Here is a 26,185-nt window from a genome sequence, read left to right as displayed (position 1 = left end):
CGGCCGGAGAGGGGCGGTCATGGGTGTCCGCACCGGCCGGGGAGTCTCACATGGAAGCTTTTCTCGTCTCCACCGGCCTGGTGGCCCTCGCCGAAATCGGCGACAAGACCCAGCTGCTGGCCTTTCTGCTGGCCGCGCGGTTCCGCAAGCCCCTGCCCATCATCGCGGGCATCCTGATCGCCACCCTGCTCAACCATGCCGGCGCCGGCGCGCTGGGCGCCTGGATCACCGCGCAGGTGCCCGCCGACATCATGCGCTGGGTGCTGGGCCTGGGCTTCGTGGCCATGGGCATCTGGACGCTGGTGCCGGACAAGATCGATGAGGAGGAGGAAGGCGGCAAGGGGCTGCGTCTGGGCGTGCTGGGCACCACCATCGTGGCCTTCTTCCTCGCCGAGATGGGCGACAAGACCCAGATCGCCACGGTCGCACTTGCGGCGCAGTTCCACAGCCTGCTGGCCGTGGTGGCGGGCACGACGCTGGGCATGATGATCGCCAATGTGCCCGCCGTGCTGCTGGGCGACCGCCTGGCGCACAAGATCCCGGTCCGTCTGGTCCATGGTCTGGCGGCCCTGATCTTCATCGTGCTGGGCGCCCTGGTGCTGGGCGGCTTCGCGCAGGCCTGGGGGCTGTGAGTTCCGTCACCACACAGGCGCGGGCCTGGTCTTGCCCTGCCCGGCGTGCTTGCCGTACCCTGGGGACCTGGGGCGGGCGCACCCGCTGTCATCGGGCCGCCCCTTGCCATCAGTGAAGTGAAGAGGCGCACCCGCTGGAGCGCCATCTTGACCGAGGGAACACATCGGGATCCGCCCAGCAAGGGAGTGACGAGATGGATGAACGGTCAACGCAGCGGTGGGTCCCCTCGCGGCCCCGCCGTCCCCGGGACGCCTGCCTGAGCCTGCGCGAGCGCGCTCGCGGCAGCGCCCCCGCCCGCTGAAGCGTCGCAAGGCCGGGCCGGGCGCCAGCCATGGACAAACCCCACGGGCCGGACATCCGGGCGGTCGAGGCCGCCCTGGAAGCGGCCGACCGCCAGCAGGGCATCGAGGCCTTCCATGCGGCGCTGGACCGCCGCGTCGTGCGCGGCGCCGCGGTGCTGTTGGCCCTGGTCATGCTGGCCGCCCTGTTCCAGCTGGCCGCCACCGCGCTGGAGCCGGGCTACAGCTGGCCCCAGCGCCTCTCCCGCATGGCCACCGGCGCGGGCGTGCTGGCGGTGGCCGCCACCGCGGCCGTGCTTGCACGGCGCGGCCATGTGCGACGGGCGGCGGGCTTCTTCGCCGTCACCACCCTGCTGATGCTGATGGGCATGGCGGCGCTGCATGGCAACGGCATCATGTCCTCGGGCCTGGGTTCGCTGACGGCCCTGGTCGTGGTGCTGGGCTTCATGGTGGGACCGCAGGCGGCCAAGTGGGGCGCCCTGGCGGGGCTCGCGGGTCTGCTCCTGCTCTTCGCGGCCGAGGCCCTGGGCTGGATTCCCGGCCTGCATCCCGGCAACACGCCGCCGCACGCCAGCTACCTGGTGGTGCAGCTCTTCAGCTGCGGCCTGGCCGGCTGGCTGATGCTGCGCTACGGCACGCTCTACTGGGACCTCACCCGCTCCCTGGACAGCTCGCGCCAGGTGCTGGCCAACACCCTGCGTGCCCAGCAGCAGGGCGCCCAGGACCTGCTGTCCAGCGAGCGCCGCCTGCGCCAGCTGCTGGAGGCCTCGCACATGTCGGTGCAGATCTTCGACGGCGAGAGCGGCGCCCTGCGCTATGCCAACACCCATTGCCTGCGCCGATTCGGCGTCAGGTCGCGCGAAGCGCTGACGCCCGAGCTGACCTTCCCCGGGGGCGACTACAGCCCGGCCCGCGCGCGGGCCCTGGTCCGCCGCACGCTCGTGGAGGGCAGCCAGACCCTGGAGTGGCAGTCCCGGCATGTCGATGGCAGCCCCATCTGGTGGGACGTCAAGCTGGACCGCTTCGAGCTCGACGGCGAGGCCTGCGTGGTGGCCTTCGCCCATGACATCACCGACCGCGTGCAGGCCGAGCAGTTGCTGGAGCAGCATCGCCAGCACCTGGAGGAGCTGGTCCGCCAGCGCACCTCCGAGCTGCACAAGCAGCAGCAGCAGGTGCAGGAGATCCTCGAGGCCCTGCCACTCCTGCTGAGCATCCGCGATGCCGAGGGGCGCTTCCTGCAGGTCAACCGAGGCTTCGAGCAGGCCAGCGGGCGGCCGCGTGACCAGGTCATCGGCCAGACCGTGCTGTCCCTGTTCGGACCCGAGCTGGCCGCCGACGCGCGCGAGAGCGACGCCCTGGTGCTGCAGCGCGGACTGCGCCTGGACCGCGAGCGGCAGACCCGGCTGGCCGACGGCCCGCATGACTTCCTCGTGACCACCGTGCCCCTGCGCGACGAGCACGGCCGGCCCTATGCCGTGCTCAACCTCAGCACCGACATCACCTCCCTCAAGCAGCTGCACCGCGAGCTGGCTGCCGCGCGCGACGAGGCCGAGCGCCTGGTGCATGCCAAGAGCCAGTTCCTCGCCAACATGAGCCACGAGATCCGCACGCCGCTCAATGCCGTGCTGGGCCTGGCCCAGCTGGGCGAGCAGCGGGCGGCGGACCCGCGGGCCGCCGCCGACAGCTTCCGGCGCATAGTGCGCGCCGGCCGCCACCTGCTGGGCGTGATCAACGACGTGCTGGACTTCGCCAAGCTCGACAGCGGCAAGCTGGAGCTGGAATCCAGGCCCTGCGAGCTGGCGCAGCTGGTCAACGATGCGCTGGAGATGGTGGGCGAGCGCGCACGCGCCAAGGGCCTGCGGCTGAGCTCCAGCATCGAGGGTCTGCCGGCCTGGGTGGAGATCGACGCGCTGCGCCTGACCCAGGTGCTGGTGAACCTGCTGGCCAATGCCGTCAAGTTCACCGAGCAGGGCGGCGTGAGCCTGAGCGTGCGCTCCGCGCAGCTCGGGCGCTGCCTGGTCTTCGAGGTGGAGGACAGCGGGATCGGCATTGCCGAAGACAAGCTGGACAGCATCTTCACGCCCTTCGAGCAGGCCGACAGCTCGGTGACGCGGCTCTACGGCGGCAGCGGCCTGGGGCTCAGCATCAGCCGGCGCCTGGCCCGGTTGATGGGCGGGGACATCCGGGTGCGCAGCACGCTGGGCCAGGGCTCCAGCTTCGTGGTCGAGCTGCCCCTGATGGAGGCGCGGCCGCCCCTGCAGGAGCCGGCCGCGGCAGGCGCGCATCCCGAGGCCCTGTCCGGCAGCCTGGCCGGCCTGCGCATCCTGATCACCGACGACGTCGACATCAACCGCGAGATCCTGCACGACATGCTCAGCGGTGCCGGCGCGGAGGTCATGTCCACCGACAGCGGCGAGCAGGCCGTCGCCCGCATGCAGGAGCAGGGCATGGGCGCCTACGACCTCGTGCTGATGGACGTGCAGATGCCCGGCATGGACGGCTACGAGGCCACGCGCCGCCTGCATGAGATCGATCCGGCCCTGCCCGTGCTGGCCCTGACGGCACATGCGCTCAGCGAGGAGCGCCAGCGCTGCCAGGATGCCGGCATGTGCGGCCATATCTGCAAGCCGATCGATCAGACCGAGCTGCTGAGGACGCTCGCGCCCTTCCCGCGGCGCCCGCGCAGCGAGGAACCCGCGCCGCTTCCGGTGCCGCCGCCCAAGGCGACCCTGCGCGGGCCTGCCGATGCCGCCTCGCCCTGGCCCCTGGTGCCCGAGGCGGATTTCGAGACCGCCGTGCTGCGCTGTGCCGGACGCACCGACCTGCTGGCCAAGCTGCTGAGCAGCTTCGCGCGGCAGTACGAGCAGCACCTCAGCGCCCTGGAAGAGGCGCGCATCGCCGGCCCCATGGCAGTGCGCAGCTATGCCCACCGTCTGCGCGGCGTGGCCGGCAACCTGGGCCTGGACGGCCTCGCTGCCACGGCGGGCGCCCTGGAGCACCAGGCGCCGCTGGCCGCGCCGGCCGAGCTGGCCATGCTGATCATGGCCACCAACCGCGCGCTGGCGGCGCATCTGCAGGCCATCAAGACCTGGGAAACCTCTCGCCTCAGCAGAGCGGCTTGAGGTCCCCCCCCTACCGGCTGCGCCGGCCCCCCCAGGGGGGCGCAGCCGAGGGCCCGGCGAAGCCGGATCCCCGGCTGCCGCGGGGGGCACGGGCCTGGCGGCCGTGCAATGGGGGCGGCGCGGGGGGCTCGTCAGCTGGCGGTGGTCTGGCGGATGGCGTGTTCCCAGTCGGCCATGCGTTCGAGGGCGCGTTCGCGGGGCAGGGTGGGGTGGAAGATGCGCTCGGCCTGCCATTGCTGGCCGAGGGCCTCGAGGTCGCTGTAAAGGCCGGCGCTGAGGCCGGCAAGGTAGGCGGCGCCCAGGGCGGTGGTCTCGATGACGCGGGGGCGGACGACGGGAATGCCCAGCAGGTCGGCCTGGAACTGCATCAGCAGGTTGTTGACGCAGGCGCCGCCGTCCACCCGCAGCTCGCTGACGGGGGCGGAGCCGGCGGCCACGGCGTCGCGGCTCATGGCCTGGAGCAGGGCGGCACTCTGGAAGGCGATGGACTCCAGGGCGGCACGTGCGATGTGCGCCATGGTGCTGCCGCGGCTGAGGCCCACGATGGCGCCGCGCGCGTCGGGCTGCCAGTAGGGCGCGCCCAGGCCGGTGAAGGCGGGCACGAACATCACGCCGCCGGCATCGGGCACGCTGGCGGCCAGGCTCTCGACGTCACCGCTGCTGGGGAAGGCATGCAGGCCGTCGCGCAGCCACTGCACCACGGCGCCGCCGATGAAGACGCTGCCCTCCAGCGCGAACTCGGGCCGGGCACTCGTCTGGGCCGCGCTGGTGGTGATCAGGCCGTTGGCCGAGGTCTGGAACTTCTCGCCCAGGTGCATGAGGGTGAAGCAGCCGGTGCCATAGGTGTTCTTGGCCATGCCGGCCTTGAAGCAGCCCTGGCCGAAGAGGGCCGCCTGCTGGTCTCCCGCCACACCGCCGATGGGCAGGGCGGCGCCCAGCCATTGCGGGTCCAGGGTGCCGAACTCGTAGGCACTGGGGTGCACCTGCGGCAGCAGGGCGCGCGGGATGTCCAGCGCGGCCAGGATCTCGTCGTCCCAGTCATTGCGGTGGACATTGAAGAGCAGGGTGCGCGAGGCATTGCTGACATCGGTGGCATGGATGCGGCCACCGCTGAGGCGCCACATCAGCCAGCTGTCCACGGTGCCGAAGGCCAGCTCCCCGCGCTCGGCCTGCTCGCGGGCGCCGGGGATGTGGTCCAGCAGCCAGCGCAGCTTGGTCGCGGAGAAATAGGCGTCGATCACCAGGCCGGTGCGCTCGCGGATCAGCGGGGCCAGGCCCCGCTCGCGCAACTGGGCGCACAGGGGCTCGGTGCGGCGGTCCTGCCAGACGATGGCATGGTGCAGCGGTGCGCCCGTGCCACGGTGCCACAGCACCGTGGTCTCGCGCTGGTTGGTGATGCCCACGCTGGCGATCTGCTCCGGGCGCAGGCCCGACTCGCGCAGGGCCTCGCGGGCGGTGGCCAGCTGGCTGGACCAGATCTCCTGCGGGTCGTGCTCCACCCAGCCCGGCTGCGGGTAGATCTGGCGGAATTCCTGCTGGGCCTTGGCCAGCTGGCGGCCCTCGCGGTCGAAGATGATGGCGCGGGAGCTGGAGGTGCCCTGGTCCAGTGCGATTAGGTAGCTCATGGGAATTCGGCAGGGTAGAGTGCCCCGCGAGGAGCGTGGCGATGGCTGATTTTGACGTACTGGTGGTGGGTGGTGGCATCAATGGCGTGGGCATCGCACGGGACCTCGCCGGCCGCGGCTGGCGCGTGCTGCTGTGCGAGCGCGACGACCTCGCCGCGCACACCTCCTCGGCCTCCACCAAGCTGATCCACGGCGGCCTGCGCTACCTGGAGTACCGCGAGTTCGGCCTGGTCCGCAAGGCCTTGCAGGAGCGCGAGCGCCTGCTGCGCGCCGCCCCGCACCTGATCCACCCCCTGCGCTTCGTGATGCCGCACCATCCGCAGATGCGGCCGGCCTGGCTGCTGCGACTGGGCCTCTTCCTCTATGACCACCTGGCCCACCGCGAGCTGCTGCCGGGCTCCACGGGCCTGGACCTGCGCGGCCATGCCCTCGGCGCGCCCCTGCAGCCGCAGTTCCGGCGCGGGTTCCTCTATTCGGACGGCTGGGTGGATGACGCCCGGCTCGTCATCGCCAACGCCATCGACGCCCACGAGCGCGGCGCGGAGATTCTCACCCGCAGCCCCTGCCTGGAAGCCCGTGTGGTCCAGGGTCTGTGGCAGGCGCGGCTGCTGACGCCCGCCGGCGAGCGCCAGCTCAGCGCGCGCCTGCTGGTGAACGCCACCGGCCCCTGGGCGGCGAGCTTCGTCGAGCAGGCCCTGCGTGACGATGCCGGCCGCGTGCCGCCGGCCCGGCGCCTGCGCCTGGTCAAGGGCAGCCACATCGTCGTGCCCCGGCTCTACGGACACGACCACGCCTACCTGCTGCAGGGGGCGGACGGCCGCATCGTCTTCACCATTCCCTACCAGCAGGACTTCACCCTGGTCGGCACCACGGACCTCGAGCTGGCTCCACAGGACATCGCCGGCGGTCGCACGCCAGGCATCAGCGAGGCCGAGGTGGCCTATCTCTGCGAGCAGGTCGGGCGCTACTTCAACCGCGGCATCGGGCCGTCCGAGGTGCGCTGGAGCTTTGCCGGCGTGCGCCCCCTGCTGGACGATGACGCCGGCACCGCCGCCGCCGTGACGCGGGACTATGCCCTGGACCTCGACACCGGCGCAGGCGCGCCCCTGCTCCATGTCTGGGGCGGCAAGCTGACCACCTACCGCCGCCTGGCCGAGGAGTCGGCCGATCGCATCACCGCGCAGCTGGGGGGCGGGCGGGACGCCTGGACGGCGCAGGCGCCGCTGCCCGGGGCCGATGTGTCAGCCTGGGTGACCGGCGCTCCCGCGGGCCCTGCTGCGCTGCAGGCCCTGCAGGCGGCGGTGCAGGCCCGTCATCCGCAGCTGCCGGCGCCGCTGCTGCGGCGCCTTTGCCTGGCCTATGGCGGACGCGTGGATCGCGTCCTGGGCGATGGCCGCCTGGGCCTGGAGATCGCCCCGGGACTCTTCGAGGCCGAACTGCGCCACCTGCAGCGCGAGGAATGGGCCGTCAGCGCCGAGGACGTGCTGTGGCGGCGCAGCAAGCTGGGCCTGCACTGCTCGGCGGACGAGGCTGCACGGGTGGAGCGCTGGCTGCACGAGCCGGCCTGAGCCTCGCAATCGCCGCCCCTCGCGAGGGGGTCAGGTCTTGCCATGACCCTCTTCACATGCCTTCGGAAAGCAGGGTCGCAGGCGCGTGACGCGTGACATGTGAAGGCCGTCATGGCCCCATTCCATCGGGGTTCTCGGCCGTTTCAGGGGCGTCGCAGTTCGTCTGCCGGAGCAGCATTTCGGACCCCTCATGCAGCGCCCGATCGAAGACAGGAAGAAATCCGGCCGGGAATTTCCCACACTGGATCCATCCCTTCCCCAACCCGATCCGCGACACGCGGCCTCAGCTTTCCAAGGAGTCCATCATGAACATGCCGTCCCGCCTCGCCCTTGCCTTCGCCGCCCTCGCCCTGGCTGGCGTGGCCCAGGCCCAGGAGACCACGGTGCTGGAGCCCGTCAGCCTGCAGAAGCAGCTCGCCACTCCCATCACCCGCTCTGACATGAAGGTGCTGGCCGGCGTCTACCAGATGGAAGATGGCCGCAATCTGCGCGTGGACGGCCACGGCCTGCGCCTGCGCATCAGTCTGGGCAACGACGAGCCCGTGGCCATGACGCGCTCCGTCGATGGCGTCTGGCACAGCGCCAACGGCGAGCTGCACATGCAGTTCCACGGCGAGACCTGGGGCACGCCGGACACCGTCCTGCTGACCATGCCGCGCCGCAACTGGAGCCTGGCCTCCGTGAACCTGCGCTGAAGGCGGCCCGGCCCGGCTGTGCCATCATGGCCGGGTCATGCAGTCCGACGCCATCATCCGCTTCGAAGGCCCCGAGGATCGCGCCCAGTACCGCCGTCCCGCCGAGAGGCCGGGCGTCGAGTTCTACCGGGCGCGCATCCGGGACCACCGCTTCGAGGCCCATTCCCACGAGGCCTACGGCCTGGGGGTGATCACCGACGGCCTGGGCCGCTTCCGCTGGCGCGGCGGCGAGCACCTGGCCCCCCAGGCCAGCCTGATGCTGATGAACCCGGCGGACCTGCACACCGGGCAGTCGGCCGATGCGGGCTGCTGGGCCTATCACATGGTCTACCTCGACGAGGACCTGCTGCCCGCCTACGGGGGCGACCGCAGCTGGCGCTTCGACGCCGCCGTCAGCGGCAGCCCGGCACAGGCGCAGGCCGTGGCGCGCTGCATGCGGGCGCTGTGGCTGGCCCGTGAGCCGCTGGCCGTGGACAGCCTGCTGCTGGAGCTGGTGGAGCTGATCCGCCCCCAGGCCCGCGTGCAGGGCCGGCCGGCCGAGGCCGCGGGCCGCTTCGAGCCCGTGCTCGACTTCATGCGCAGCCAGCTGGATCAGCCGATGAGCCTGGAGCAGCTGGCAGCGGTCGCGGGCCTGAGCCCTTTCCATTTCCTGCGCAGCTTCCGCGCGCAGCACCATGCCACCCCGCAGCAGGTGCTGATGGCCTTGCGCAGCTTCGAGGCCAAGCGCCTGCTGGCCCTGGGCCAGGCTCCGGCCGAGGTGGCCGCGGCCACGGGCTTCACCGACCAGTCGCACCTGACCCGCAGCCTGCTGTGCCGCTACGGCGTCACGCCGGCGGCCTACCAGCGGCAGCTGGGCCTGCCCGGCGCGCGGCGCACACGCTGAGTCAGCGCCTCAGGCCCTGGCGCGCAGCTTCCACCACCGCCTGGGTGACGGGCTCCAGCAGCGCCCAGGCCTGGGCCGGCGCCTGCCAGTACAGGGGCACCTCCAGCACTTCCGCGCTCAGCGCCTGCAGGCTGCCGCGGTCCAGCTCCGCCCGCACCAGCTCGCGCGGGCACATGCCCCAGCCAATGCCGCTGCGGCAGGCCGCGAGGTAGACGTCGTTGGACGGCAGCCAGTGATTGGGCAGGGGCGGGCTCTCGCCCGTGAGCTGGCGCACCCAGCGCGACTGCAGCTGGTCCCGGCGGTTGTAGCTGAGGCAGGGCGCCTGCATCAGGGCGCCGAGTCCCAGGCCGTCGCCGAAGTGCCGGGCGATGAAGGCCGGCGTCGCGACGGCCAGGTAGTCCATGCAGCCCAGGGCCAGACTGCGGCAGCCGGGCAGGGCGTCGGCCAGAGCGGTGACCGCGGCCAGCACATCGCCCTCGCGCAGGCGCTCGGCAGTGTGGTCCTGGTCGTCCATGCTGAGGTCCAGCAGCCAGTCCTGTCCGGCCAGCGCGATGGCGGCGGGGACGAACCAGGTGCTGAGGCTGTCGGCGTTGACGGCCAGGCGCAGGTGGCCGGGGCGGCCCTGGCCCGTCTGGGGCAGGCTGGCCAGCAGCTCGCGCTCCAGCAGGGACACCTGCTCGGCATGACGGCACAGCTGCAGCCCGGCCGGTGTGGCGCGGCAGGGACTGTCCCGCACCACCAGCACCTGGCCCAGGCGCTGCTCCAGCAGCTTGACCCGCTGCGAGACGGCCGAGGGGCTCAGGTGCAGGCTGCGGGCGGCCTTCTCGAAGCTGCCCTCGCGGATGACGGCGGCGAGGGCGGCGATCAGGGGGTAGTCGAGCATGGCGGGCAGGGCAGGGCGGCGAGGCCGCGGTTCAGCGCCGCTGAAGGCGCTTCAGGAAGTCTAACTGGCCGGCCCGGCTGCCTGGCGGCATGCTGCGCGGCATGAATTCGCTTGCTGTCTTTCTTCAGGGGCTGGTCCTGGTGGCCGGGTTGATCGTCGCCATCGGCGCCCAGAATGCCTTCGTGCTGCGCCAGGGCCTGCTGCGCCGGCATGTGGGCCTGGTCGTGACCTTCTGCGCCCTGGCCGATGCGCTGCTGATGGCGCTGGGGATCTGGGGCCTGGGCGCGGTCGATGCCCGCCTGCCCGGCGTGACCACGGTGCTGCGCTGGGCGGGCATCGCCTTCCTGCTGGTCTATGGGCTGCGTTCGCTGATGCGGGTGGCGAGTCCCGGTGGCCTGCAGGCCGGGGCGGGCACTTCGGCGTCGGCGGGGCGCACGCTGGCGCAGGCGGCGGCCTTCACGCTGCTCAATCCCCATGTCTACCTGGACACCCTGCTGCTGGTGGGTGCCATCGGCACCGCGCAGCCGGCGGCCCAGCGGCCGGTCTTCTTCGCCGGGGCCGTGAGCTGCAGCCTCCTGTGGTTTGCCGGGCTGGGCTACGGCGCGCGGCTGCTGGCGCCCGTCTTTGCGCGGCCCCTGGCCTGGCGGGTCCTGGACCTGCTGCTGGGGCTGATGATGCTGGCCCTGGCCTGGGGCCTGTTCCGCAGCGCGGCCTGAGCCTGGCCTGACGGCCGCCGCAGCAATCCTGTACAAGCCGCCGCTGCGCTGGGGCCGGCATGATGGCCGCATGTGGACAGGTGTTTCATTCGCGCTGGCGGCCGGGCTCATGTGGGGCCTGGTCTTCGTGGCTCCCCAGATGCTGCCGGACTACCCCGCGGCCCAGCTGATGGCGGGCCGCTACCTCGCCTTCGGGCTCATCGCCCTGCCCCTGGCCTGGCTGGACCGGCGCGCCCTGCGCGAGTTCGCCGCCACGGACTGGTGGGCGGCGCTGTGTCTCAGCGCCATCGGCAACTTCCTCTACTACCTGTGCCTGGCGGCCGCGATCCAGCGGGCCGGCGGGCCGCTGCCGACCATGATCATCGGGACGCTGCCGGTGCTGATCGCTCTGGTGTCCAACCACCGCAACCGGGCACGGGACGGCCGCCTGCCCTGGTCCCGGCTGGCCCTGCCGCTGGCGCTGATCGCCGCGGGCCTGGTCTGCGTCAACCAGGTGGAGCTGCAGGCCCTGGCCAGCCAGCCGGTGGAGCGCATGGCGGCCTATGTGCAGGGCGGGCTGCTGGCGCTGGGCGCGCTGCTGTGCTGGACCTGGTACCCGATCCGCAATGCCGACTGGCTGCGCGCGCATCCCGATCGCAGTCCGCGCGCCTGGGCCACGGCCCAGGGCCTGGTCACGCTGCCGCTGTCCCTGCTGGCCTTCCTGGCACTGACGCTGCTGCAGGGCAGCGGGCAGATCGAGGTGGACCTGCCCCTGGGGCCGCGCCCCCAGGTCTATGTGGGGCTGATGCTGGCCATCGGCCTGCTGGCGTCCTGGGCCGGCACGCTGTGCTGGAACGAGGCCAGCCAGCGCCTGCCCACGACCCTGGTCGGGCAGCTGATCGTCTTCGAGACCCTGGCGGCCCTGGCCTACGCCTTCTTGTGGCGCCATGAATGGCCGGCGCCGTTGACCGCCCTGGGCATCGGCTTGCTGGTGGCGGGGGTCCTGGGCGCACTGCGCGTGCGGCCCCAGCCGCAGGCCGGCCCGGCCACCGAGGCGGCCTGAGCCAGGATCGGCTCAGAGCTTGGGAATGCGGATGCGGCTGACCATCAGGGAACCCGAGGCCGCAAAAAGCAGCACCAGGGGATGGAAGTTGAAGCCGGCCAGCTGCAGCCGGCCGCCCCACATCTGGTCGCCCAGGGCGCCCTGGGCCGCGGCCACCCACAGCAGGATCACCAGCAGCAGGGACGTGGGGATGGGCGTGCCCTCGAAGTACTTGACCTTGCCGGTGCCCTCCGAGAGCTTCTCGGCGGTGATGTTGAAGCGGGCCAGGCGCGAGACGCCGCAGGCGACGAAGAAGACCAGGATGATGCGGTCATAGAGTCCTTGCATCCCACAGCCGTAGGCGATAGCCGCCGGGGCGACGCCAAAGGAGATCACGTCGGCCAGGGAATCGAGCTCGCGGCCCATGGCCGAGCTCTTCTGGCGCCAGCGTGCGATGCGGCCGTCCAGGATGTCGAAGACCAGGGCGGCGGGGATCAGGGCGCAGGCGTAGAACAGGTGCAGCACGTCCCGCGTCTGCAGATAGGTCATCACCGAGAACAGCGAGCCCATGCCGCAGAAGGCATTGGCAAGGGTGAACCAGTCCGCCAGATGGAACTCGCGGATCATGGAGAAGGGTTTGGGTCGGTTCATGGGGGCAAGAATACAGGAGGCCGGGCGGCCTTCCCCGGCGGCGGCCTGCGCGTGCCGCACCGGGGCTGGGCCGGACGGCGTCCCCCGTTTGAGCGGCCTGCGCCTCTGGCGGCGGCCCCCCCTGGATGCGCGGGTGGGGCTTCCACGCTGCCTGCGATAGTGTCAAATACAGGGCCATTGGCAGGCTGGCCATGCATGTCGGCGCGCGAGGCGCGTCACCTGCATCTGGCGGCCAGCCCCGGCACGGACCCGGTCCGTGCCATCCCGGTTTTTCAATCAGTTCTCAGGACTGTAGAGGTTCGTTATGGACAAGCAGCGTTCGACCCCGGATCAGCAGGCAGCACGGGACCCCCTGGCGGCCACCCGTGGGCTGTCCGCCGAGGCGCTGGCGCGCCGTCGCATGCTGCTCAAGACTGCCGGCACCGGCAGCGTCGCGACCCTCGCCGCCCTGAGCCCCATGAAGGCCATGGCCGGCGGCGTCACCCTGGCGGTCTGCAACAGCGCCACCACCGGCAAGGCCGTGATCTGCACCATCTCCGGCGTGCAGTCGGCCGCCCATTCCTTCCATGGCGAGACCTATCCCAACGCCTGGGGCTACAGCCCGGGCTGGTGGGGCCAGACCATGCTGTCTGCCGGCAAGACCGTGCCGCGCCGCACCTGGCCTTGCAGCTGCACGGTGACGGTGGGTTCCATCCTGATTCGCGCCAGCACCGCGACCAAGAACCTCACCCTGCTCACCCTGATGAGCAATTCGGCCTATGCCGATACGCCCGAGCGCCACTGGCTCAATGCCTATCTGAACGCCCTGGCCTACGAGACCAACACCGGCTGGGACAAGGGCCGCACCGGCTGGGCCTTCCCCTACAGCTCGACCGACGTCATCAACTTCTACCTGAACAACGACCAGGCGGCCTACGCCTTCTTCGTGGCCTACCTGGAGAAGTGATCCAGCGCCCCCCGCGTGGCTGATTCCGCCACCCCCGCCCCGACCGCAGCGCCCGCCCTTCCCGGCGGGCGTTGGTCATTGCACCCCCTGGCCGCGTTCCACTGGCGCTGCTGGGGCGAGGACTGGGTGCTGTTTGACGAGGGCAGCGGCCAGACCCTGCAGCTCGATGCCCTGCTGGCCGCGGCACTGACCGAGCTGGAGCAGTCCCCTGCCACCCTGGCCGACCTGCAGCAGCGCCTGCCCCTGCTGCTGGAGCGCGAGCTGCCGGAGGAGGTGTGGCCCGGCCTGTCCCAGGGCCTGGGCTTTCTGGCCGAGCAGGGCCTGCTGAGACACTCTGCGCATGAAGCTTGAGCAGCTGAGGCCCGCTGAACTGCAGGCGCGACTGGCCCGGGGCGATCTGGTCCTGCAGGCCGGCGTCTTCAGCTACCGCCTGCAGAGCCCGCTGCCCCTGATCGAGCAGGGCCTTCGGCAGCTTTACGGCGGCTACCCCTGCCTGCCCCCCGAAGTGCAGGCGGACTTCTCCCTGCGGCTGGACCACGGCCGCGGCCTGCACCGCTGGTGGCGCCCGCAGGTCCGCTTCTGCTCCGATGGCGAGCGGCCCTTCGAGCCCCTGCCGCAGTCGCACGCCTTTGCCCAGCTGGAATGGGCGATGAACTGGTGCGTGAGCACCCGCGCCCACCAGTACCTGATGCTGCATGCCGCCGTGCTGGAGCGGGGCGGCCGGGCCCTGCTGATGCCCGCGCCTCCGGGCTCGGGCAAGAGCACGCTGTGCGCCGCCCTGACGCACAGCGACTGGCGCCTGCTGTCCGACGAACTCTGCCTCGTGAGCCTGGCCGACGGCCTGGTGCACCCCGCGGTGCGGCCGGTGAGCCTGAAGAACAACTCGCTGGACGTGATCCGCCGCTATGCGCCGCAGGCCGAGTTCGGCGCCGTCACCCGCGGCACGAGCAAGGGTGACGTGGTCCACATGAAGGTCCCACAGCCCCAGCTCGAGCGCATGGCGGAGCCGGCACAGCCCCGGCTGGTCGTCTTTCCGCGCTATGTGGCCGGCGAGCCCACGCAGCTCCAGCCGCTGCCCAAGGCGCCGGCCATGATCGAGCTGGGCAAGAACTCCTTCAACTACCTGATCCTGGGCCTGGAGGGCTTCGAGGCCCTCGGCTCCCTGCTGGAAGGCTGCGACTGCTACGAGTTGCGCTACTCTGACCTGCACGACGCCGTCCCGCGCCTGACTGCCCTGCTGGACGGCCTGCCTCCCGTGGAGGCCTCCGCATGAGAGACCTGCTGCGCTTGCTGCTGCAAGGTGAGCTGCCCTCGGGCTACCGGGGCCGCGACTGGGAGCGCCTGCTGGGTCAGGCCCGCCAGGCGCGCCTGCTGGGCCGCCTGGCCTGCCGCATGGAAGACCAGGGGCTGATGCACCGGCTGCCCGTGCCCGTGAGCACCGCCCTGCAGGCCAGCCTGCGGGTGCTGGATCGCCATGGGCATGAGGTCCGGCACGAACTGCTGGCGGTGCGCGAGGCCCTGCAGGGCCTGGGCCAGCCGGTGCTGCTGCTCAAGGGCGCGGCCTATCTGCTGGCCGAGCTGCCGCCGGCGCGCGGGCGCATCTTCTCGGACATCGACCTCCTGGTGCCCGAGGCCGGGCTGGCCGCGGTGGAGTCCGCCCTGATGGCCCGGGGCTGGATCAGCGAGGAGCGCCAGGCCTACAACCAGCGCTACTACCGCCAGTGGATGCACGAGATCCCGCCGCTGCGCCACGTGCAGCGCGGCTCGGTGCTGGACGTGCACCACGCGCTGGCGCCGCGCAGCTCCCGCTTCCACACGCCGGGTGCCGAGCTGATCGCGGCCTCGCAGCCCCTGGCCGCCAGCGGCTTTCGCCTGCTGCAGCCCGCGGACCTGGTCCTGCACTCGGCCCTGCATCTGTGCCTGGATGGCGAGATGGATCACGCCTGGCGCGATCTCCTGGACCTGCACGACCTGCTCGGCCTGCTGCCGGCCGAGAGCGGCACGGCGGCGCTGCTTGCGCGCGCCGCGCAGCTGCGCCTGCTGCCGGCCCTGGCCCAGGCCTTGGCGCCCCTGTGCACGCTGCTGCCCGCCCATCGCCTGCTGCAGGAGCTGGCCTCGGGTCTGGACAGCGCCGAGCCCGGCTGGCGGCAGCGGCCGGAGGCTCGCTGGATGGGCACCGCCCTGGGCCTGGACGAGACCGCCAGCCCCGCTCAACGCCACCGCGCCGGCCGCCGCCTGTACTGGCGCGCCCACCTGCTGCGCATGCCCCTGCGCCTGCTGCTGCCGCATCTGCTGCGCAAGTCCTGGATGAGCCTGCGCGAGCGCCTGGCCCCTTCGCCCTAAGCTGACGGCCGGCCCCGCCTGCGCCAGTGGGCGAACTCCGTAACGATACGGCTTGGCGGACCTGTGCGCTTGCCGCATGATGCGCGGCATTTCGACCTCGCAGAAAGCAGCGATTCCATGAGCCTCTCTTCCCGCACCTCCCTGTTCCTGCTGGCCCTGGGCCTGAGCTGCACGGCCGCCGGCGCCGCCGAGCCCGTCACCACCGCCAGCGGCCTGGTCTATGAAGAGCTGAAGGCGGGCACCGGCGAGCAGCCCACCGCCGCAGACAAGGTCCGCGTGCACTACGTCGGCACCCTGCCCGACGGCCGGGAGTTCGACAGCTCGGTGCGCCGCGGCCAGCCGGCCGAGTTCCCGCTGGGCAAGGTCATCAAGTGCTGGACCGAGGGCCTGCAGCGCATGAAGGTCGGCGGCAAGGCCCGCCTCACCTGCCCGGCGTCCATCGCCTATGGCGAGCGCGGTGCCGGCGGCGTCATCCCGCCCGGCGCCACGCTGAATTTCGAGGTCGAGCTGCTGGGCGTCACCAAGCCCTGAGTCCGCGGCAGGGGCGCTGTACCGCCCCGAGGAGCAAGCATGAGCGATGAGCTGGAGGGCGGCGCCGCCCAGGTGCTGGGAAAGATGCGCACCCTGCGCACCTTGTGGCAGCTGAGGGCGGCCCTGGCGTGCGCTGTCGTCCTGAGCGGCCTGTCGGTGCTGGGGCTGTCCCTGATCGACGAGAGCTGGCCCTGGACCTGGCTGGCCGGCACCGCGCTGCCCGTCCTGCTGGGCAGCCTGGGCCTGGGCGCGGTCTACGGTGCCTGGCGCTACCAGGCCTATGGCGCGGCCCTGCATCCGGGCGAAGGCCTGGTGCTGCGCCGCGGCGTGTGGTGGCGGACCGAGAGCTGGGTGCCCATCGCCCGTCTGCAGCACCTGGACCTGCAGCAGTCCCCGCTGGAGCGCCTGTGGGGCATGGCTCGCCTGGTGCTGCACACCGCTGGCCAGCATGACCACAAGACCGCCGTGCACGGCCTGCCGCTGGCCGAGGCGCAGGCGCTGCGGGCTTCGCTGATGCCGCGCGTGCAGGGTCACCATGAGTGAGCCGCTGGCCAAGGCGCAGGCGCTGCAGGCCGGGGCCTGGCAGCGCCTGCATCCCTTGTCGGCCCTGTTCGTGGCCGCCCATCTGCTGCGGCATGTGGCGCTGCCGGTGCTGGCGGCGGTGGTCTTCGGCCGCGGCTCGAGCTGGGAGGTCTGGGCCGCCGTGCCCTTGGGAATCACCGCCATCTGGGCCGTGCTGCAGGCCAGCCGCTACCGCTACGCCCTGCAGGGCGGCGAGCTGGTCATCCACGAGGGCGTGCTGGGCCGCAGCGTGCGCCATGTGCCGCTGGCCCGCATCCACAACACCAGCCGGACGCGCAAGCTGCCGCACCGCCTGCTGGGCGTGACGGAGCTGCATCTGGAGTCCGCCGCCGGCGGCAAGCCCGAGGCGGTGATGAAGGTGCTGGGCCTGGAGGCCGCCCTGCGACTGGAGCAGGCGCTGCGGGGCGCAGCGCCGGCGGTGCCGACGACCGGCGCCGGCCCGTCCTGCGCGCAGCTGGACGGCATGGCCAACGCCCAGCCTGCGGTGCGCCTGCTGCACCGCCTGGGCAGCCTGGACATCCTCAAGCTGGGCCTGATCTCCAACCGCGGCATGGTGATCGTGGGCACGGCCTTCGCGGCAGTGGCCCAGAAGCCGGAGCTGCACCGCCGCTTCTTCGGCTGGCTGTCCGCGCCCATTGCCTGGGTGCGCCATGCCTTTGGGCGCCTGTTCGAGTCCGGCCACTGGCTGTGGCTGGCTGCCGAGATCGCCCTGCTGGTGCTGGCCTTCCTGCTGTTCGTGCGCCTGCTGTCCGTGGTGCTGGCCTTCTTCCGTTACCAGGGCTTCCGCCTGGAGCAGGACGGCGAGAAGCTGCTCGTGCACCGCGGCCTCAGCACTCAGGTGACCGCCACGGCGCGCCTGCCGCGCCTGCAGCGCTGGGAGCTGGTGGAGACCTGGCTGCACCGCCGCTTCGGCCGCTGCCGCCTGGCCGTCAGCGTGGCCGGGCATGACTCGCATGACCATGAGCACGGCCTGGACCCCGGCGGCCGCTTCGACGAGCTGGCCCCCATTGCCACGCCGCAGGAGGCCCGCGCCCTGCTGCGCCTGTGCCTGCCGGCCCTGCAGTGGGAGCAGCTGCAATGGCAGCCTCTGCCCGCCCGGGCCTTCTGGCGGCAGCTGTGGGGGCAGGGGCGTTTCCTGATCATCGCGCTGCTGGCGCTGGCCGCTGCCGACCTCGCGTTCGGCCTGCGGGTGCCCCTGCCGGGCCTGTTGGCCGCGGGCCTGGCGCTGGCGGTGGGGCTGTGGGCCTACTGTCACGCCTGGGTGCGCTTCGCCGCCTATGCCGAATGTGGCGAGCTGCTGCTCTACCGCCATGGCGTGCTGACACGCCGCTGGGTGGTGGTGGCGGGCCCGCGTCTGCAGCAGCTGAGCCTCTACAGCTCCGCCCTGGACCGCAGCCTGGGCCTGTGCCATCTGCGTGCCGACACCCAGGGCCGGCCCCGGGGTGGGCGCGCGCTGGACATCCCCTGCCTGCCCCTGGCCGAGGCGCAGCGCCTGCGCCGGCGGCTGTGGGGTCAGGTCTTGCGACCGTATTGAGGCGTGGGCCGCAGCCAGGGCGTCAGGCAGCGCAGGGACAATGCCAGGCCCTGTTGCCTCCCGGCCCCTGAGATTCCGCATGCAAGCCCTGCTCGACACCCTCGCCACCCTGCCCCTGCCCACCGAGACCGGGCGCTTCTTCCATGGGCGCGGCGGCCTGCATCCGGGCTGCGAGCACTGGGTGCTGGACTGGTTCGAGCCGGTCTGGGTGCTGACCAGCTTCCAGGCCGTGAGCGAGGACGAGCTGGCCCGGGTGGGCCAGGCCCTGGCGGCGCGCTGGGCGCTCGTCGCGCCGGGGCAGGCGCTGAACTGGGTCTTCCAATGCCGCCAGGACCACCACGCCGAGACCCGGCTGATGGCCGGCAGCGTGCCGGAGCCGCATGTGGTGGCGGAGCAGGGCGCCCGCTATGCCGTGCATGTGCTCAAGGGCCAGAACCACGGCCTCTTCCTTGACATGGCCGAGGGCCGGCGCTGGGTGCGCGCACGCGCGGCGGCGCAGCCGGGCCTGCGCGTGCTGAACCTGTTCGCCTACACCTGCGCCTTCTCGGTGGCGGCGCTGCAGGGCGGGGCGGCCGAGGTCATCAACGTGGACATGGCCTCCGGGGCGCTGTCCATCGGCCGGCGCAATCACGAGCTCAACGGCCTGGAGAAAGGCCGCGCCAGCTACCTGGCGCATGACATCTTCAATTCCTGGGCCAAGCTCAAGCGCAGCGGGCCCTACGGCCTGGTCATCGTGGACCCGCCCAGCTTCCAGAAGGGCAGCTTCGTGGCCACCAAGGACTACGCCCGCCTGATGCGCCGCCTGCCCGAGCTGCTGGCACCGGGCGGCGAGGCCCTGCTGTGCCTCAACACGCCCAAGCTGGACACGGCCTTCCTGCGCGACCAGATGGCCGAGCTGGTGCCCGCGCTGCAGTTCGTGGAGCGCCTGCCCAATCCGCCGGCCTTTGCCGACGCGGACCCGGAGCGCGCGCTCAAGGTGCTGGTCTACCGCGCACCGGCCTGAACCGGCAGCAGCGAGTCCTCGACCCGGAACACCGCCACGGCCTTCACCAGCTGCTGGGCCTGCGAGCTCATGCTGTTGGCCGCCGCGGCCATTTCCTCGACCAGGGCGGCGTTCTGCTGCGTGGCGTGGTCCATCTGGCTGACGGCCGCGCTGACCTGGGACACGCCGCGGCTCTGCTCGTGGCTGGCGGAGCTGATCTCGCTGACGATGTCCGTCACGCGCTGGATGCCGCTGACGATCTGCTGCATGGTGTTGCCGGCCTGGTCGGCCAGCCTGCTGCCCTGCTCGACGCGCTCGACGCTGTCGTTGATGAGGGTCTTGATCTCGCGCGCGGCCTCGGCGCTGCGCTGAGCAAGGGCCCGGACCTCGCCCGCCACCACCGCAAAGCCCCGGCCCTGCTCGCCGGCCCGGGCCGCCTCCACGGCGGCGTTGAGCGCCAGGATGTTGGTCTGGAAGGCGATGCTGTCGATCACGCCGATGATGTCTGCGATGCGGCGGGAGCTCTCATTGATGCCGCGCATGGTGTCCACGACCTGGGTCACGACCTGACCCCCGGCGCTGGCCACCTGCGAGGCCGTGCGGGCCATCTCGTTGGCCTGCTGGGCGTTGTCGGCGTTCTGGCGCACGGTCGCGTTGAGCTGCTCCATCGAGGAGGCCGCCTGCTGCAGCGAGCTGGCCTGGCTCTCGGTGCGGCCGGAGAGGTCCTGGTTGCCCTGCGCGATCTGCACGCTGGCCGTGGCCACGCCATCGGCCCCCTTGCGCACCTGGGTGACGATGCCGGCGATGTTGCGCCGCATGTCCTCCATGGCGCCCAGCATGTGGGCGATCTCGTCGTGGCCCTGCACCGTGAGGGCGTGGGCCAGGTCGCCGTGGGCGAATTCCTCCGAGGCCGCGGTCGCCATGGCCAGGGGCCGGACGATGGAGCGCGTGGTCAGCACGCCCAGCACCACGGCCGCCAGCACGGCCAGGGCGCCCATGCCCAACAGGCTCAGGCGCAGGGTGCTGAAGTCCGCCTGCGAGCGCTCCACATTGGCCTTGCTGATGCGGTCGGTCTCCTTCAGCAGCAGGTCCAGGTTCTGGATCAGCGTGGCCAGCAGGGGGCGGCAGTCCTTGTTGATGTGCAGGATCGCCTGCTCGCGCTGGCCACTGGTGGCCAGCTGGGTGATGTTGAGGGCCACCGGGCCGTAGGCCGCCTCGGTCTGCTCGATCTTCTCCAGCAGCTGCCGGAGTTCGGGCGTGCTGCTGGCGGCACCGGTCACGGCCTCGCGCAGGGCCTTGAGCCGGTCCTGCACCCGGGCGTGCGAGCTCTGGATGGTACTGAGCTCGCTCGCGGCCTGGGTCGGGTCGGCGGACAGAACCAGGTTGCGGGCCGCGACGGCGCGCGAATTGGCCGCTGAGAGCACGCCGTTGCCCAGGTCCTGCAGATGCTCCATCTGCTGCACCTGGTTCTCGAAGTTCTGCTGCGAGCTGCCCAGGGCCCGTATGGCCATCAGCGCCACCAGCATGACCAGAAGGGTCAGCAGGGCGTAGCCCAGGCCCAGGCGAGCCTGGATGTTCAGGCGGTCGGTCATTTTCATGCGTGGTCTCCCTGCGCGCCGGGCAGCCATGCGTCATGAGTCCGGGTGATGCCGGCGCCTGCTATTTGTAGGTGTTAAGTTGAGTGTTCGCCAGCATCCATCGGGGGGAATTCGCGTCATGACCTGGAAAGCCAGGACAAAATTGGCACAAGCCCAGGCCAGGTGCGACCGATCTGCGCCGCCGCGCTTCAGGCCAGGTCTTGCGCGACGCGGGCCTCGATCTGCGCCCATTCCTCGTCGCTGAAGAGCCGCGAGCGGGTGTGGAAGGCCAGGCCGGTCGAGCCTTCGAGGGAAAAGGTGCCGCCTTGGCCCTCGATGACGTCGAGGATCAGCTGCGTGTGCTTCCAGTACTCGTATTGCAGCTTGCCGATGTAGAAGGGCACGCCGCCCACCTCGCCCAGGTGCACGTCCTGGGCGCCGATGGTGAGGTCGGTAGGGAGGTAGCAGTTGGCGGCGCTGTTGTCGCAGCAGCCGCCGCTCTGGTGGAACATCAGCGCGGGGCCATGCTCGGCCTGCAGGCGCCGGATCAGCTCCAGCGCGGCCGGCGTGGCCACGACGCGTGGGACCGGGGTGTCGGACATGAGGACCTCCATGCACAAAGGACAAAAGGGAGCGGATCGCTCCGCTCCCCTCGCTCACGCGGTGAGCGACCGCAGGGTCAGAAGAAGCCCAGCTTGTTCTCGCTGTAGCTGACCAGCAGGTTCTTGGTCTGCTGGTAGTGGTCCAGCATGTCCTTGTGCGTCTCGCGGCCGATGCCCGATTCCTTGTAGCCGCCGAAGGCCGCATGCGCCGGGTAGGCGTGGTAGCAGTTGGTCCAGACGCGGCCGGCCTTGATGGCGCGGCCCATGCGGTAGGCCACGTTGCCGTTGCGGCTCCACACGCCGGCGCCCAGGCCGTAGAGCGTGTCGTTGGCCAGGGCCAGGGCCTCGGCCTCGGTCTTGAAGGTGGTCACGGCCAGCACCGGTCCGAAGATCTCCTCCTGGAAGATGCGCATCTTGTTGTGGCCCTTGAACACGGTGGGCTGGACGTAGTAGCCGCCGGCCAGCTCGCCGCCCATCTGCGCGGGCGAGCCGCCGATCAGCAGCTCCGCGCCCTCCTGGCGGCCCAGGTCGAGGTAGGAGGTGATCTTGGCCATCTGCTCCTTGGAGGCCTGGGCGCCGATCATGGTGTCGGTGTCCAGCGGGTTGCCCTGCTTGATGGCGGCGATGCGCTCCAGGCAGCGGCCCATGAACTTGTCGTAGATGGACTCGTGGATCAGCGCCCGCGAAGGGCAGGTGCAGACCTCGCCCTGGTTGAAGGCGAAGAGCACGAGGCCCTCGATGGCCTTGTCGAAGAAGGCGTCGTCCGCATCGGCCACGTCGGCGAAGAAGATGTTGGGCGACTTGCCGCCCAGCTCCAGCGTGGCGGGGATCAGGTTGTTGGCCGCGGCCTGGGCGATCACGCGGCCCGTGGAGGTCGAGCCCGTGAACGCGATCTTGGCGATGCGCTTGCTGGTGGCCAGCGGCATGCCGGCCTCGCGGCCGAAGCCGTTGACCACGTTGAGCACGCCGGGGGGCAGCAGATCGGCGATCAGCTCCATCAGCACCAGGATGCTCGTGGGCGTGGACTCCGCCGGCTTCAGCACCACGCAGTTGCCCGCGCCCAGGGCCGGCGCCAGCTTCCAGGCGGCCATCAGGATGGGGAAGTTCCAGGGAATGATCTGGCCGACCACGCCCAGGGGCTCGTGGAAGTGGTAGGCCACGGTGTGCTCGTCGAGGTCGGACAGCGCGCCTTCCTGGGCCCGCACGCAGCCGGCGAAATAGCGGAAGTGGTCGGAGGCCAGGGGGATGTCGGCATTGAGCGTCTCACGGATGGGCTTGCCGTTGTCCACGGTCTCGGCGTAGGCCAGCAGCTCCAGGTTGGCGTCGATGCGGTCGGCGATCTGCAGCAGGATGTTGGCGCGGGCCGCGGGCGCGGTCTTGCCCCAGGCATCGGCGGCGGCATGGGCGGCGTCCAGGGCCAGCTCGATGTCCTCGGCGGTGGAGCGCGCGGCCTGCGTGTAGACCTGGCCCGTGATGGGCGTGACCACGTCGAAGTACTGGCCCTTGACGGGCTCGCGCCACTGGCCGCCGATGAAGTTCTGGTAGCGGCTCTTGTACTGGACCTTGGCGCCAGGGGCGCCGGGCGGGGCGTAGATCATGCGTGTCTCCTGAGGGGCCTGTCGAAGGCTTGTGGGTGTGGAAGTGGTGGTGCACGGGCGGGCCGGCTCCGTCCATCGCATTGCAAACGCAATGCCAGCCCGCGGCCGGCCTGTCAGCCCGGCAGCAAGTGCTTGATTCCCCGGACGTTTTCCCGCTGTCTCCGGGTCTACCCGGGGCGCTCGCCCGGCCCCGGCGCTGTCACGGCTGTCCGCCGGGTGTCAGCGACACCTGTCACTAATTGCGACAGTCGCGCAGCCGTCCGTCGGCCGGTGCCGCGGCTGCGGCCGAGTCCTCCTAGACTCGGCGCCACAGACCGCGGGTCCACCCGCGCACGGAGACACGCATGCGTTCCCACCCCCTCGTGCCGGCGCAGCAGCTGCGCCTGGCCCGGCAGCGGCTGACCGAGCAGGGCCTGGTCCCGTCACCGGGCGTCGACGCCCTGCTGGCGCGCTCCTGGCAGCGCAGCCTGACGGCCGGTCTCTCGCCCGTCGGCCGCCTGCACTGCCAGGACAACCTGGCCGGCCCCGAACTGCAGCGCAGCCGCGCCCTGAGCCATGAGCTGATCTGCCACTCCGAGCCGGTGATGGAGCACCTCTTCGAGCAGGTGCGGCACAGCCACAGCATGGTCATCCTGGCCGATCCGCAGGGCGTGCTGATGCACACCCGCGGCGACCTCGATTTCCTCAGCAAGGCCGAGCGCGTGGCCCTGACCTGCGGCGCGAGCTGGGCCGAGTCGCAGCGCGGCACCAATGCCATCGGCACGGCTCTGGCCGAGGCCCAGGAGGTGGAGATCCACGGTGCCGAGCACTACCTGGAGCGCAACGGCTTCCTGACCTGCGCAGCCGCGCCCATCGTCTCGGCCCAGGGGCAGCTGATGGGCATCCTGGACATCTCCGGCGAACAGCGCAGCCGCCACCCGCACACCCTGGGCCTGGTGGGCACGGCGGCTCGCATGATCGAGAACAGCCTCGTGATGGCCAGCTGCCGCCACCAGCTGGTGCTGCAGTTCCATGCGCGGGCCGAGGGCATCGGCTCGGTGGCCCAGGGCCTGCTGGCTTTCTCGGAGGACGGCTGGCTGGTGGGCGCCAACCGCAAGGGCCTGGCCCTGCTGGGGCTGGGCGTTGCCGACCTGCAGCGCAGCGCCTGGTCCCAGCTCTTCGAGCGCGGGATGCAGGCCTGGCTGGGCAGCCTGCGCCAGTCCGGCGGCCGGCCCCTGCTGCTGCGCACCCAGCGGGGCGAGGCCTTCTACGCGCAGCTGCAGGGCCGCGGCCCCGCCGTGCTGACCTTGGCGCCGAAGACCGGCAGCGCTCCCCTGGCGCCCCAGGCCCCGCAGGAAGACGCCCTGCAGCGCCTGGACAGCGGCGATGCCCGCTGGCGCGCCGCCGCCGACAAGGCCCGCCGCGTGCTGGGCAAGGACATCCCCCTGCTGGTCCTGGGCGAGTCCGGCGTGGGCAAGGAGCTCTTCGCCAAGGCCCTGCACGAGATCAGCCCGCGGCGGGGCCGGCCCTTCGTCGCGCTGAACTGCGCGGCGCTGCCGGAGTCCCTGATCGAGGCCGAGCTCTTCGGCTATGCGCCCGGTGCCTTCACCGGTGCGCGCAGCCAGGGCGCCGCGGGGCGCCTGCGCGAGGCCCAGGGAGGCACTCTGTTCCTGGACGAGATCGGTGACATGCCCCTGGCCCTGCAGACCCGCCTGCTGCGCGTGCTGCAGGAACGCGAGGTGCAGCCCCTGGGCGGCGGCGCGCCCGTGGCGCTCGACGTGCAGCTGCTGTGCGCCACCCACCAGTCCCTGGCTCAGGCCGTGAGCGAGGGGCGCTTCCGGGCCGATCTCTACTACCGCATCAATGGACTGGCCCTGCAGCTGCCGCCCTTGCGCGAGCGCAGCGACCTCGAGGCGCTGCTCGACCGTCTGCTGCAATCCCTGGCGCCGGACCAGGGCCTGACCCTGGAGCCGGCCCTGCGCGAGGCCTTCCGCGCCTACGACTGGCCGGGCAACCTGCGCCAGCTGCACCAGGTGCTGCGCACCGCGGTGGCCCTGCTGTCGCCCCAGGAGAGCCGCATCGGCTGGGCCCATCTGCCGGACGACCTCCTGCCCCAGCTCCAGCAGCGCCAGCACCTGCCCGGCGGGCGCCCGGCCCAGAACCTGCGCGAGCTCTCCCAGCAGGCCATCGCCCAGGCCCTGGAGAACACCCGGGGCAATGTCTCGGCGGCGGCCCGCCAGCTGGGGATTGCGCGGCAGACCTTGTACCGGCGGCTGCAGGCCTCGCGCTGACCCTGGCTTAGACTGCCAACGCCTGCCCGGCTCCGCTTCAGCGGAGCCGGGCAGGCCCCGGGCCCGGCCCGGCCGCGGGATGCTCGCCCGCCGTGCCGTCCGCCCCCAACATCAAAAGAACATCTGAGGGATTCATGAAGATTTCTCGACGCCGGCTGGGCCTTGCCAGCCTGGCTGCCGTGGCGCTGTCGCTGGTCTCTGCCTGCGCGCACCGCGGTGAACTGCGCACCCTGGAACTTCCCGCCAAGGACCGTGAACTCGAGGCTCAGCCCTTTGGCGCCGTGGATGTGGTCCTCGTGGCTCGACCGTCGCTGAAGCCCAAGCTGGACTGGTGGGGTTCCACCAATGTCACGCCGGTCCGGCAGCTGGCGCTGGAGAACGAGGTCGCGCACGCCATGCGCAATCTGCGTGGTGAGCTGCACGATGTGCTGCACTGGGCCGGCCTGCCGGGGCGGGTCAGCCTGGAAGGTGGGCCTGGCACCCCGGGCCGCACGCATGTGCTGGTGATCGTGCCGATGGAGGCCTCCAACACGAGCAATTCCATGCACTTTTCCACCAAGGTGGAGATGCGGCTGATCCAGGTCTCCAGCAAGCACAGCCTGTGGCGGGCCGAGTCCGTCGTCGATGGCGGACGCGAGGACGCGCTCTTCGCCCAGTCTGTGCTGACCCAGCTGAAGGCCTTGGGCGTCCCCATGACGCCACGGGTGCAGGAGCCGGCGCGTGTCGACGGTCTGCCTGCCCAGCTCGGCCAGACGCTGGCGGCGGTGCAGGCCGCCCTGGGCCCGGATGCGAAGCTGTCGTCGGACCGGGACGGGTCGTCCCTGGCGGTCGATGCAGCGGGCGCCCTCATGAAGTTCAACGCCCAGCGGCAGCTGATCCAGCTGCGGCTCCGGGCACCGGCCACCGCCAAGGTCCTGGGGGTCGCCGTGGGCGATACCCTCTCCTCGGTGCGGCAGCGCCTTGGCGAGCCGTCCCGCACAGTGGGCGAGATGACCTTGGGCATTTCCGTGGGCGCCCCCACTGCCGTCATCTACAAGGGGCCGGCCTTCAAGCTGCTGCTGAACCTGCAGCGGGACGGCATCACGGATCGTGTGCGCCAGATCCACCTGGACGCCCCGACCTGA

The 26,185-nt window shown here is 71.4% G+C and carries 23 protein-coding genes; 17 read left to right on the top strand and 6 right to left on the bottom strand.

Features of this window, described 5'->3' with window-relative positions:
* The first annotated feature begins 50 nt into the window (after nt 1–50).
* Nucleotides 51–632: a TMEM165/GDT1 family protein gene (locus O9Y01_RS14770; RefSeq protein WP_269632367.1), complete on the top strand. Its 582-nt coding sequence runs from the start codon at nt 51–53 to the stop codon at nt 630–632.
* Nucleotides 633–964: 332 nt separating this feature from the next.
* Entirely contained in the window at nt 965–4,054 is a 3,090-nt protein-coding gene (locus O9Y01_RS14765) for an ATP-binding protein (RefSeq protein ID WP_269632366.1), read from the top strand.
* A gap of 131 nt (nt 4,055–4,185) precedes the next feature.
* On the opposite strand, the gene glpK is transcribed toward O9Y01_RS14765, so the two are convergent.
* Nucleotides 4,186–5,679 carry a glycerol kinase GlpK gene (gene glpK, locus O9Y01_RS14760; RefSeq protein WP_269632365.1) on the bottom strand — a complete coding sequence of 498 codons (1,494 nt, stop codon included), beginning with the start codon at nt 5,677–5,679 and terminating at the stop codon, nt 4,186–4,188.
* Nucleotides 5,680–5,720: 41 nt separating this feature from the next.
* Between glpK and glpD the strand changes: the two genes are divergently transcribed.
* The 3 genes from glpD to O9Y01_RS14745 all read left to right on the top strand — a co-directional run bounded on the left by glpD (nt 5,721) and on the right by O9Y01_RS14745 (nt 8,825).
* On the top strand, nt 5,721–7,247 hold the full coding sequence (gene glpD / locus O9Y01_RS14755; protein WP_269632364.1) for a glycerol-3-phosphate dehydrogenase: 1,527 nt from the start codon (nt 5,721–5,723) through the stop codon (nt 7,245–7,247).
* Nucleotides 7,248–7,552: 305 nt separating this feature from the next.
* On the top strand, nt 7,553–7,942 hold the full coding sequence (locus tag O9Y01_RS14750; protein WP_269632363.1) for a hypothetical protein: 390 nt from the start codon (nt 7,553–7,555) through the stop codon (nt 7,940–7,942).
* A gap of 37 nt (nt 7,943–7,979) precedes the next feature.
* On the top strand, nt 7,980–8,825 hold the full coding sequence (locus O9Y01_RS14745; protein WP_269632362.1) for an AraC family transcriptional regulator: 846 nt from the start codon (nt 7,980–7,982) through the stop codon (nt 8,823–8,825).
* A 1-nt stretch (nt 8,826) separates the two neighbouring features.
* Here O9Y01_RS14745 and O9Y01_RS14740 read toward each other — a convergent pair whose 3' ends face one another.
* A complete protein-coding gene (locus O9Y01_RS14740) occupies nt 8,827–9,708 on the bottom strand; it encodes a LysR family transcriptional regulator ArgP (protein WP_269632361.1) in 882 nt (293 codons plus the stop codon).
* 101 nt (nt 9,709–9,809) lie between these two features.
* Between O9Y01_RS14740 and O9Y01_RS14735 the strand changes: the two genes are divergently transcribed.
* Nucleotides 9,810–10,424, top strand: a complete 615-nt coding sequence (locus O9Y01_RS14735) for a LysE/ArgO family amino acid transporter (RefSeq protein WP_269632360.1) — start codon at nt 9,810–9,812, stop codon at nt 10,422–10,424.
* Nucleotides 10,425–10,494: 70 nt separating this feature from the next.
* Complete coding sequence (locus tag O9Y01_RS14730; RefSeq protein WP_269632359.1) at nt 10,495–11,466, top strand: DMT family transporter; 972 nt, start codon at nt 10,495–10,497, stop codon at nt 11,464–11,466.
* A gap of 12 nt (nt 11,467–11,478) precedes the next feature.
* Here the strand turns inward: O9Y01_RS14730 and pssA are convergent, their stop codons facing one another.
* A complete protein-coding gene (gene pssA / locus O9Y01_RS14725; RefSeq protein WP_183106042.1) occupies nt 11,479–12,096 on the bottom strand; it encodes a CDP-diacylglycerol--serine O-phosphatidyltransferase in 618 nt (205 codons plus the stop codon).
* A gap of 304 nt (nt 12,097–12,400) precedes the next feature.
* Here pssA and O9Y01_RS14720 point away from each other — a divergent pair, with 304 nt between their 5' ends.
* The 8 genes from O9Y01_RS14720 to O9Y01_RS14685 all read left to right on the top strand — a co-directional run bounded on the left by O9Y01_RS14720 (nt 12,401) and on the right by O9Y01_RS14685 (nt 19,035).
* Nucleotides 12,401–13,042 (top strand): hypothetical protein, encoded by a 642-nt coding sequence (locus tag O9Y01_RS14720; RefSeq protein WP_269632358.1) that lies wholly within the window; start codon nt 12,401–12,403, stop codon nt 13,040–13,042.
* A 78-nt stretch (nt 13,043–13,120) separates the two neighbouring features.
* On the top strand, nt 13,121–13,393 hold the full coding sequence (locus tag O9Y01_RS14715; RefSeq protein WP_269632357.1) for an HPr-rel-A system PqqD family peptide chaperone: 273 nt from the start codon (nt 13,121–13,123) through the stop codon (nt 13,391–13,393).
* Nucleotides 13,383–14,315, top strand: a complete 933-nt coding sequence (locus O9Y01_RS14710; protein ID WP_269632356.1) for an HprK-related kinase A — start codon at nt 13,383–13,385, stop codon at nt 14,313–14,315. Before O9Y01_RS14715 ends, O9Y01_RS14710 begins: the two co-directional genes overlap by 11 nt.
* On the top strand, nt 14,312–15,385 hold the full coding sequence (locus tag O9Y01_RS14705; RefSeq protein WP_269632355.1) for a nucleotidyltransferase domain-containing protein: 1,074 nt from the start codon (nt 14,312–14,314) through the stop codon (nt 15,383–15,385). The genes O9Y01_RS14710 and O9Y01_RS14705 overlap by 4 nt, the downstream gene beginning before the upstream one ends.
* A 117-nt stretch (nt 15,386–15,502) precedes the next feature.
* Nucleotides 15,503–15,916, top strand: coding sequence for an FKBP-type peptidyl-prolyl cis-trans isomerase (locus tag O9Y01_RS14700; protein WP_269632354.1), 414 nt, complete (start codon nt 15,503–15,505; stop codon nt 15,914–15,916).
* Between the two features lie 39 nt (nt 15,917–15,955).
* The gene (locus O9Y01_RS14695) at nt 15,956–16,459 is read left to right on the top strand and encodes a PH domain-containing protein (RefSeq protein WP_269632353.1); all 504 of its coding nucleotides are present in this window, start codon (nt 15,956–15,958) and stop codon (nt 16,457–16,459) included.
* Entirely contained in the window at nt 16,452–18,032 is a 1,581-nt protein-coding gene (locus tag O9Y01_RS14690; RefSeq protein ID WP_269632352.1) for a PH domain-containing protein, read from the top strand. Before O9Y01_RS14695 ends, O9Y01_RS14690 begins: the two co-directional genes overlap by 8 nt.
* Before the next feature lie 79 nt (nt 18,033–18,111).
* Complete coding sequence (locus O9Y01_RS14685) at nt 18,112–19,035, top strand: class I SAM-dependent methyltransferase (protein ID WP_269632351.1); 924 nt, start codon at nt 18,112–18,114, stop codon at nt 19,033–19,035.
* Here the strand turns inward: O9Y01_RS14685 and O9Y01_RS14680 are convergent.
* The 3 genes from O9Y01_RS14680 to exaC all read right to left on the bottom strand — a co-directional run bounded on the left by O9Y01_RS14680 (nt 19,017) and on the right by exaC (nt 22,791).
* Complete coding sequence (locus tag O9Y01_RS14680) at nt 19,017–20,612, bottom strand: methyl-accepting chemotaxis protein (protein ID WP_269632350.1); 1,596 nt, start codon at nt 20,610–20,612, stop codon at nt 19,017–19,019. The genes O9Y01_RS14685 and O9Y01_RS14680 overlap by 19 nt on opposite strands.
* Before the next feature lie 188 nt (nt 20,613–20,800).
* On the bottom strand, nt 20,801–21,193 hold the full coding sequence (locus O9Y01_RS14675) for a DUF779 domain-containing protein (RefSeq protein ID WP_269632349.1): 393 nt from the start codon (nt 21,191–21,193) through the stop codon (nt 20,801–20,803).
* 77 nt (nt 21,194–21,270) lie between these two features.
* On the bottom strand, nt 21,271–22,791 hold the full coding sequence (exaC, locus tag O9Y01_RS14670) for an acetaldehyde dehydrogenase ExaC (protein ID WP_269632348.1): 1,521 nt from the start codon (nt 22,789–22,791) through the stop codon (nt 21,271–21,273).
* Between the two features lie 344 nt (nt 22,792–23,135).
* Here exaC and O9Y01_RS14665 point away from each other — a divergent pair, with 344 nt between their 5' ends.
* Both O9Y01_RS14665 and O9Y01_RS14660 read left to right on the top strand, forming a co-directional pair.
* Nucleotides 23,136–25,061, top strand: a complete 1,926-nt coding sequence (locus tag O9Y01_RS14665; RefSeq protein WP_269632347.1) for a sigma-54-dependent Fis family transcriptional regulator — start codon at nt 23,136–23,138, stop codon at nt 25,059–25,061.
* Nucleotides 25,062–25,195: 134 nt separating this feature from the next.
* Nucleotides 25,196–26,185, top strand: a complete 990-nt coding sequence (locus tag O9Y01_RS14660; protein ID WP_269632346.1) for a hypothetical protein — start codon at nt 25,196–25,198, stop codon at nt 26,183–26,185.

Origin of the sequence: Pelomonas sp. BJYL3 (assembly GCF_027257975.1) — a bacterium.
Lineage (GTDB): Bacteria > Pseudomonadota > Gammaproteobacteria > Burkholderiales > Burkholderiaceae_C > Roseateles_B > Roseateles_B flavus.
The sequence above is the reverse complement of the archived record's forward strand: the minus strand, read 5'-3'. Positions and strand labels throughout refer to the sequence as shown.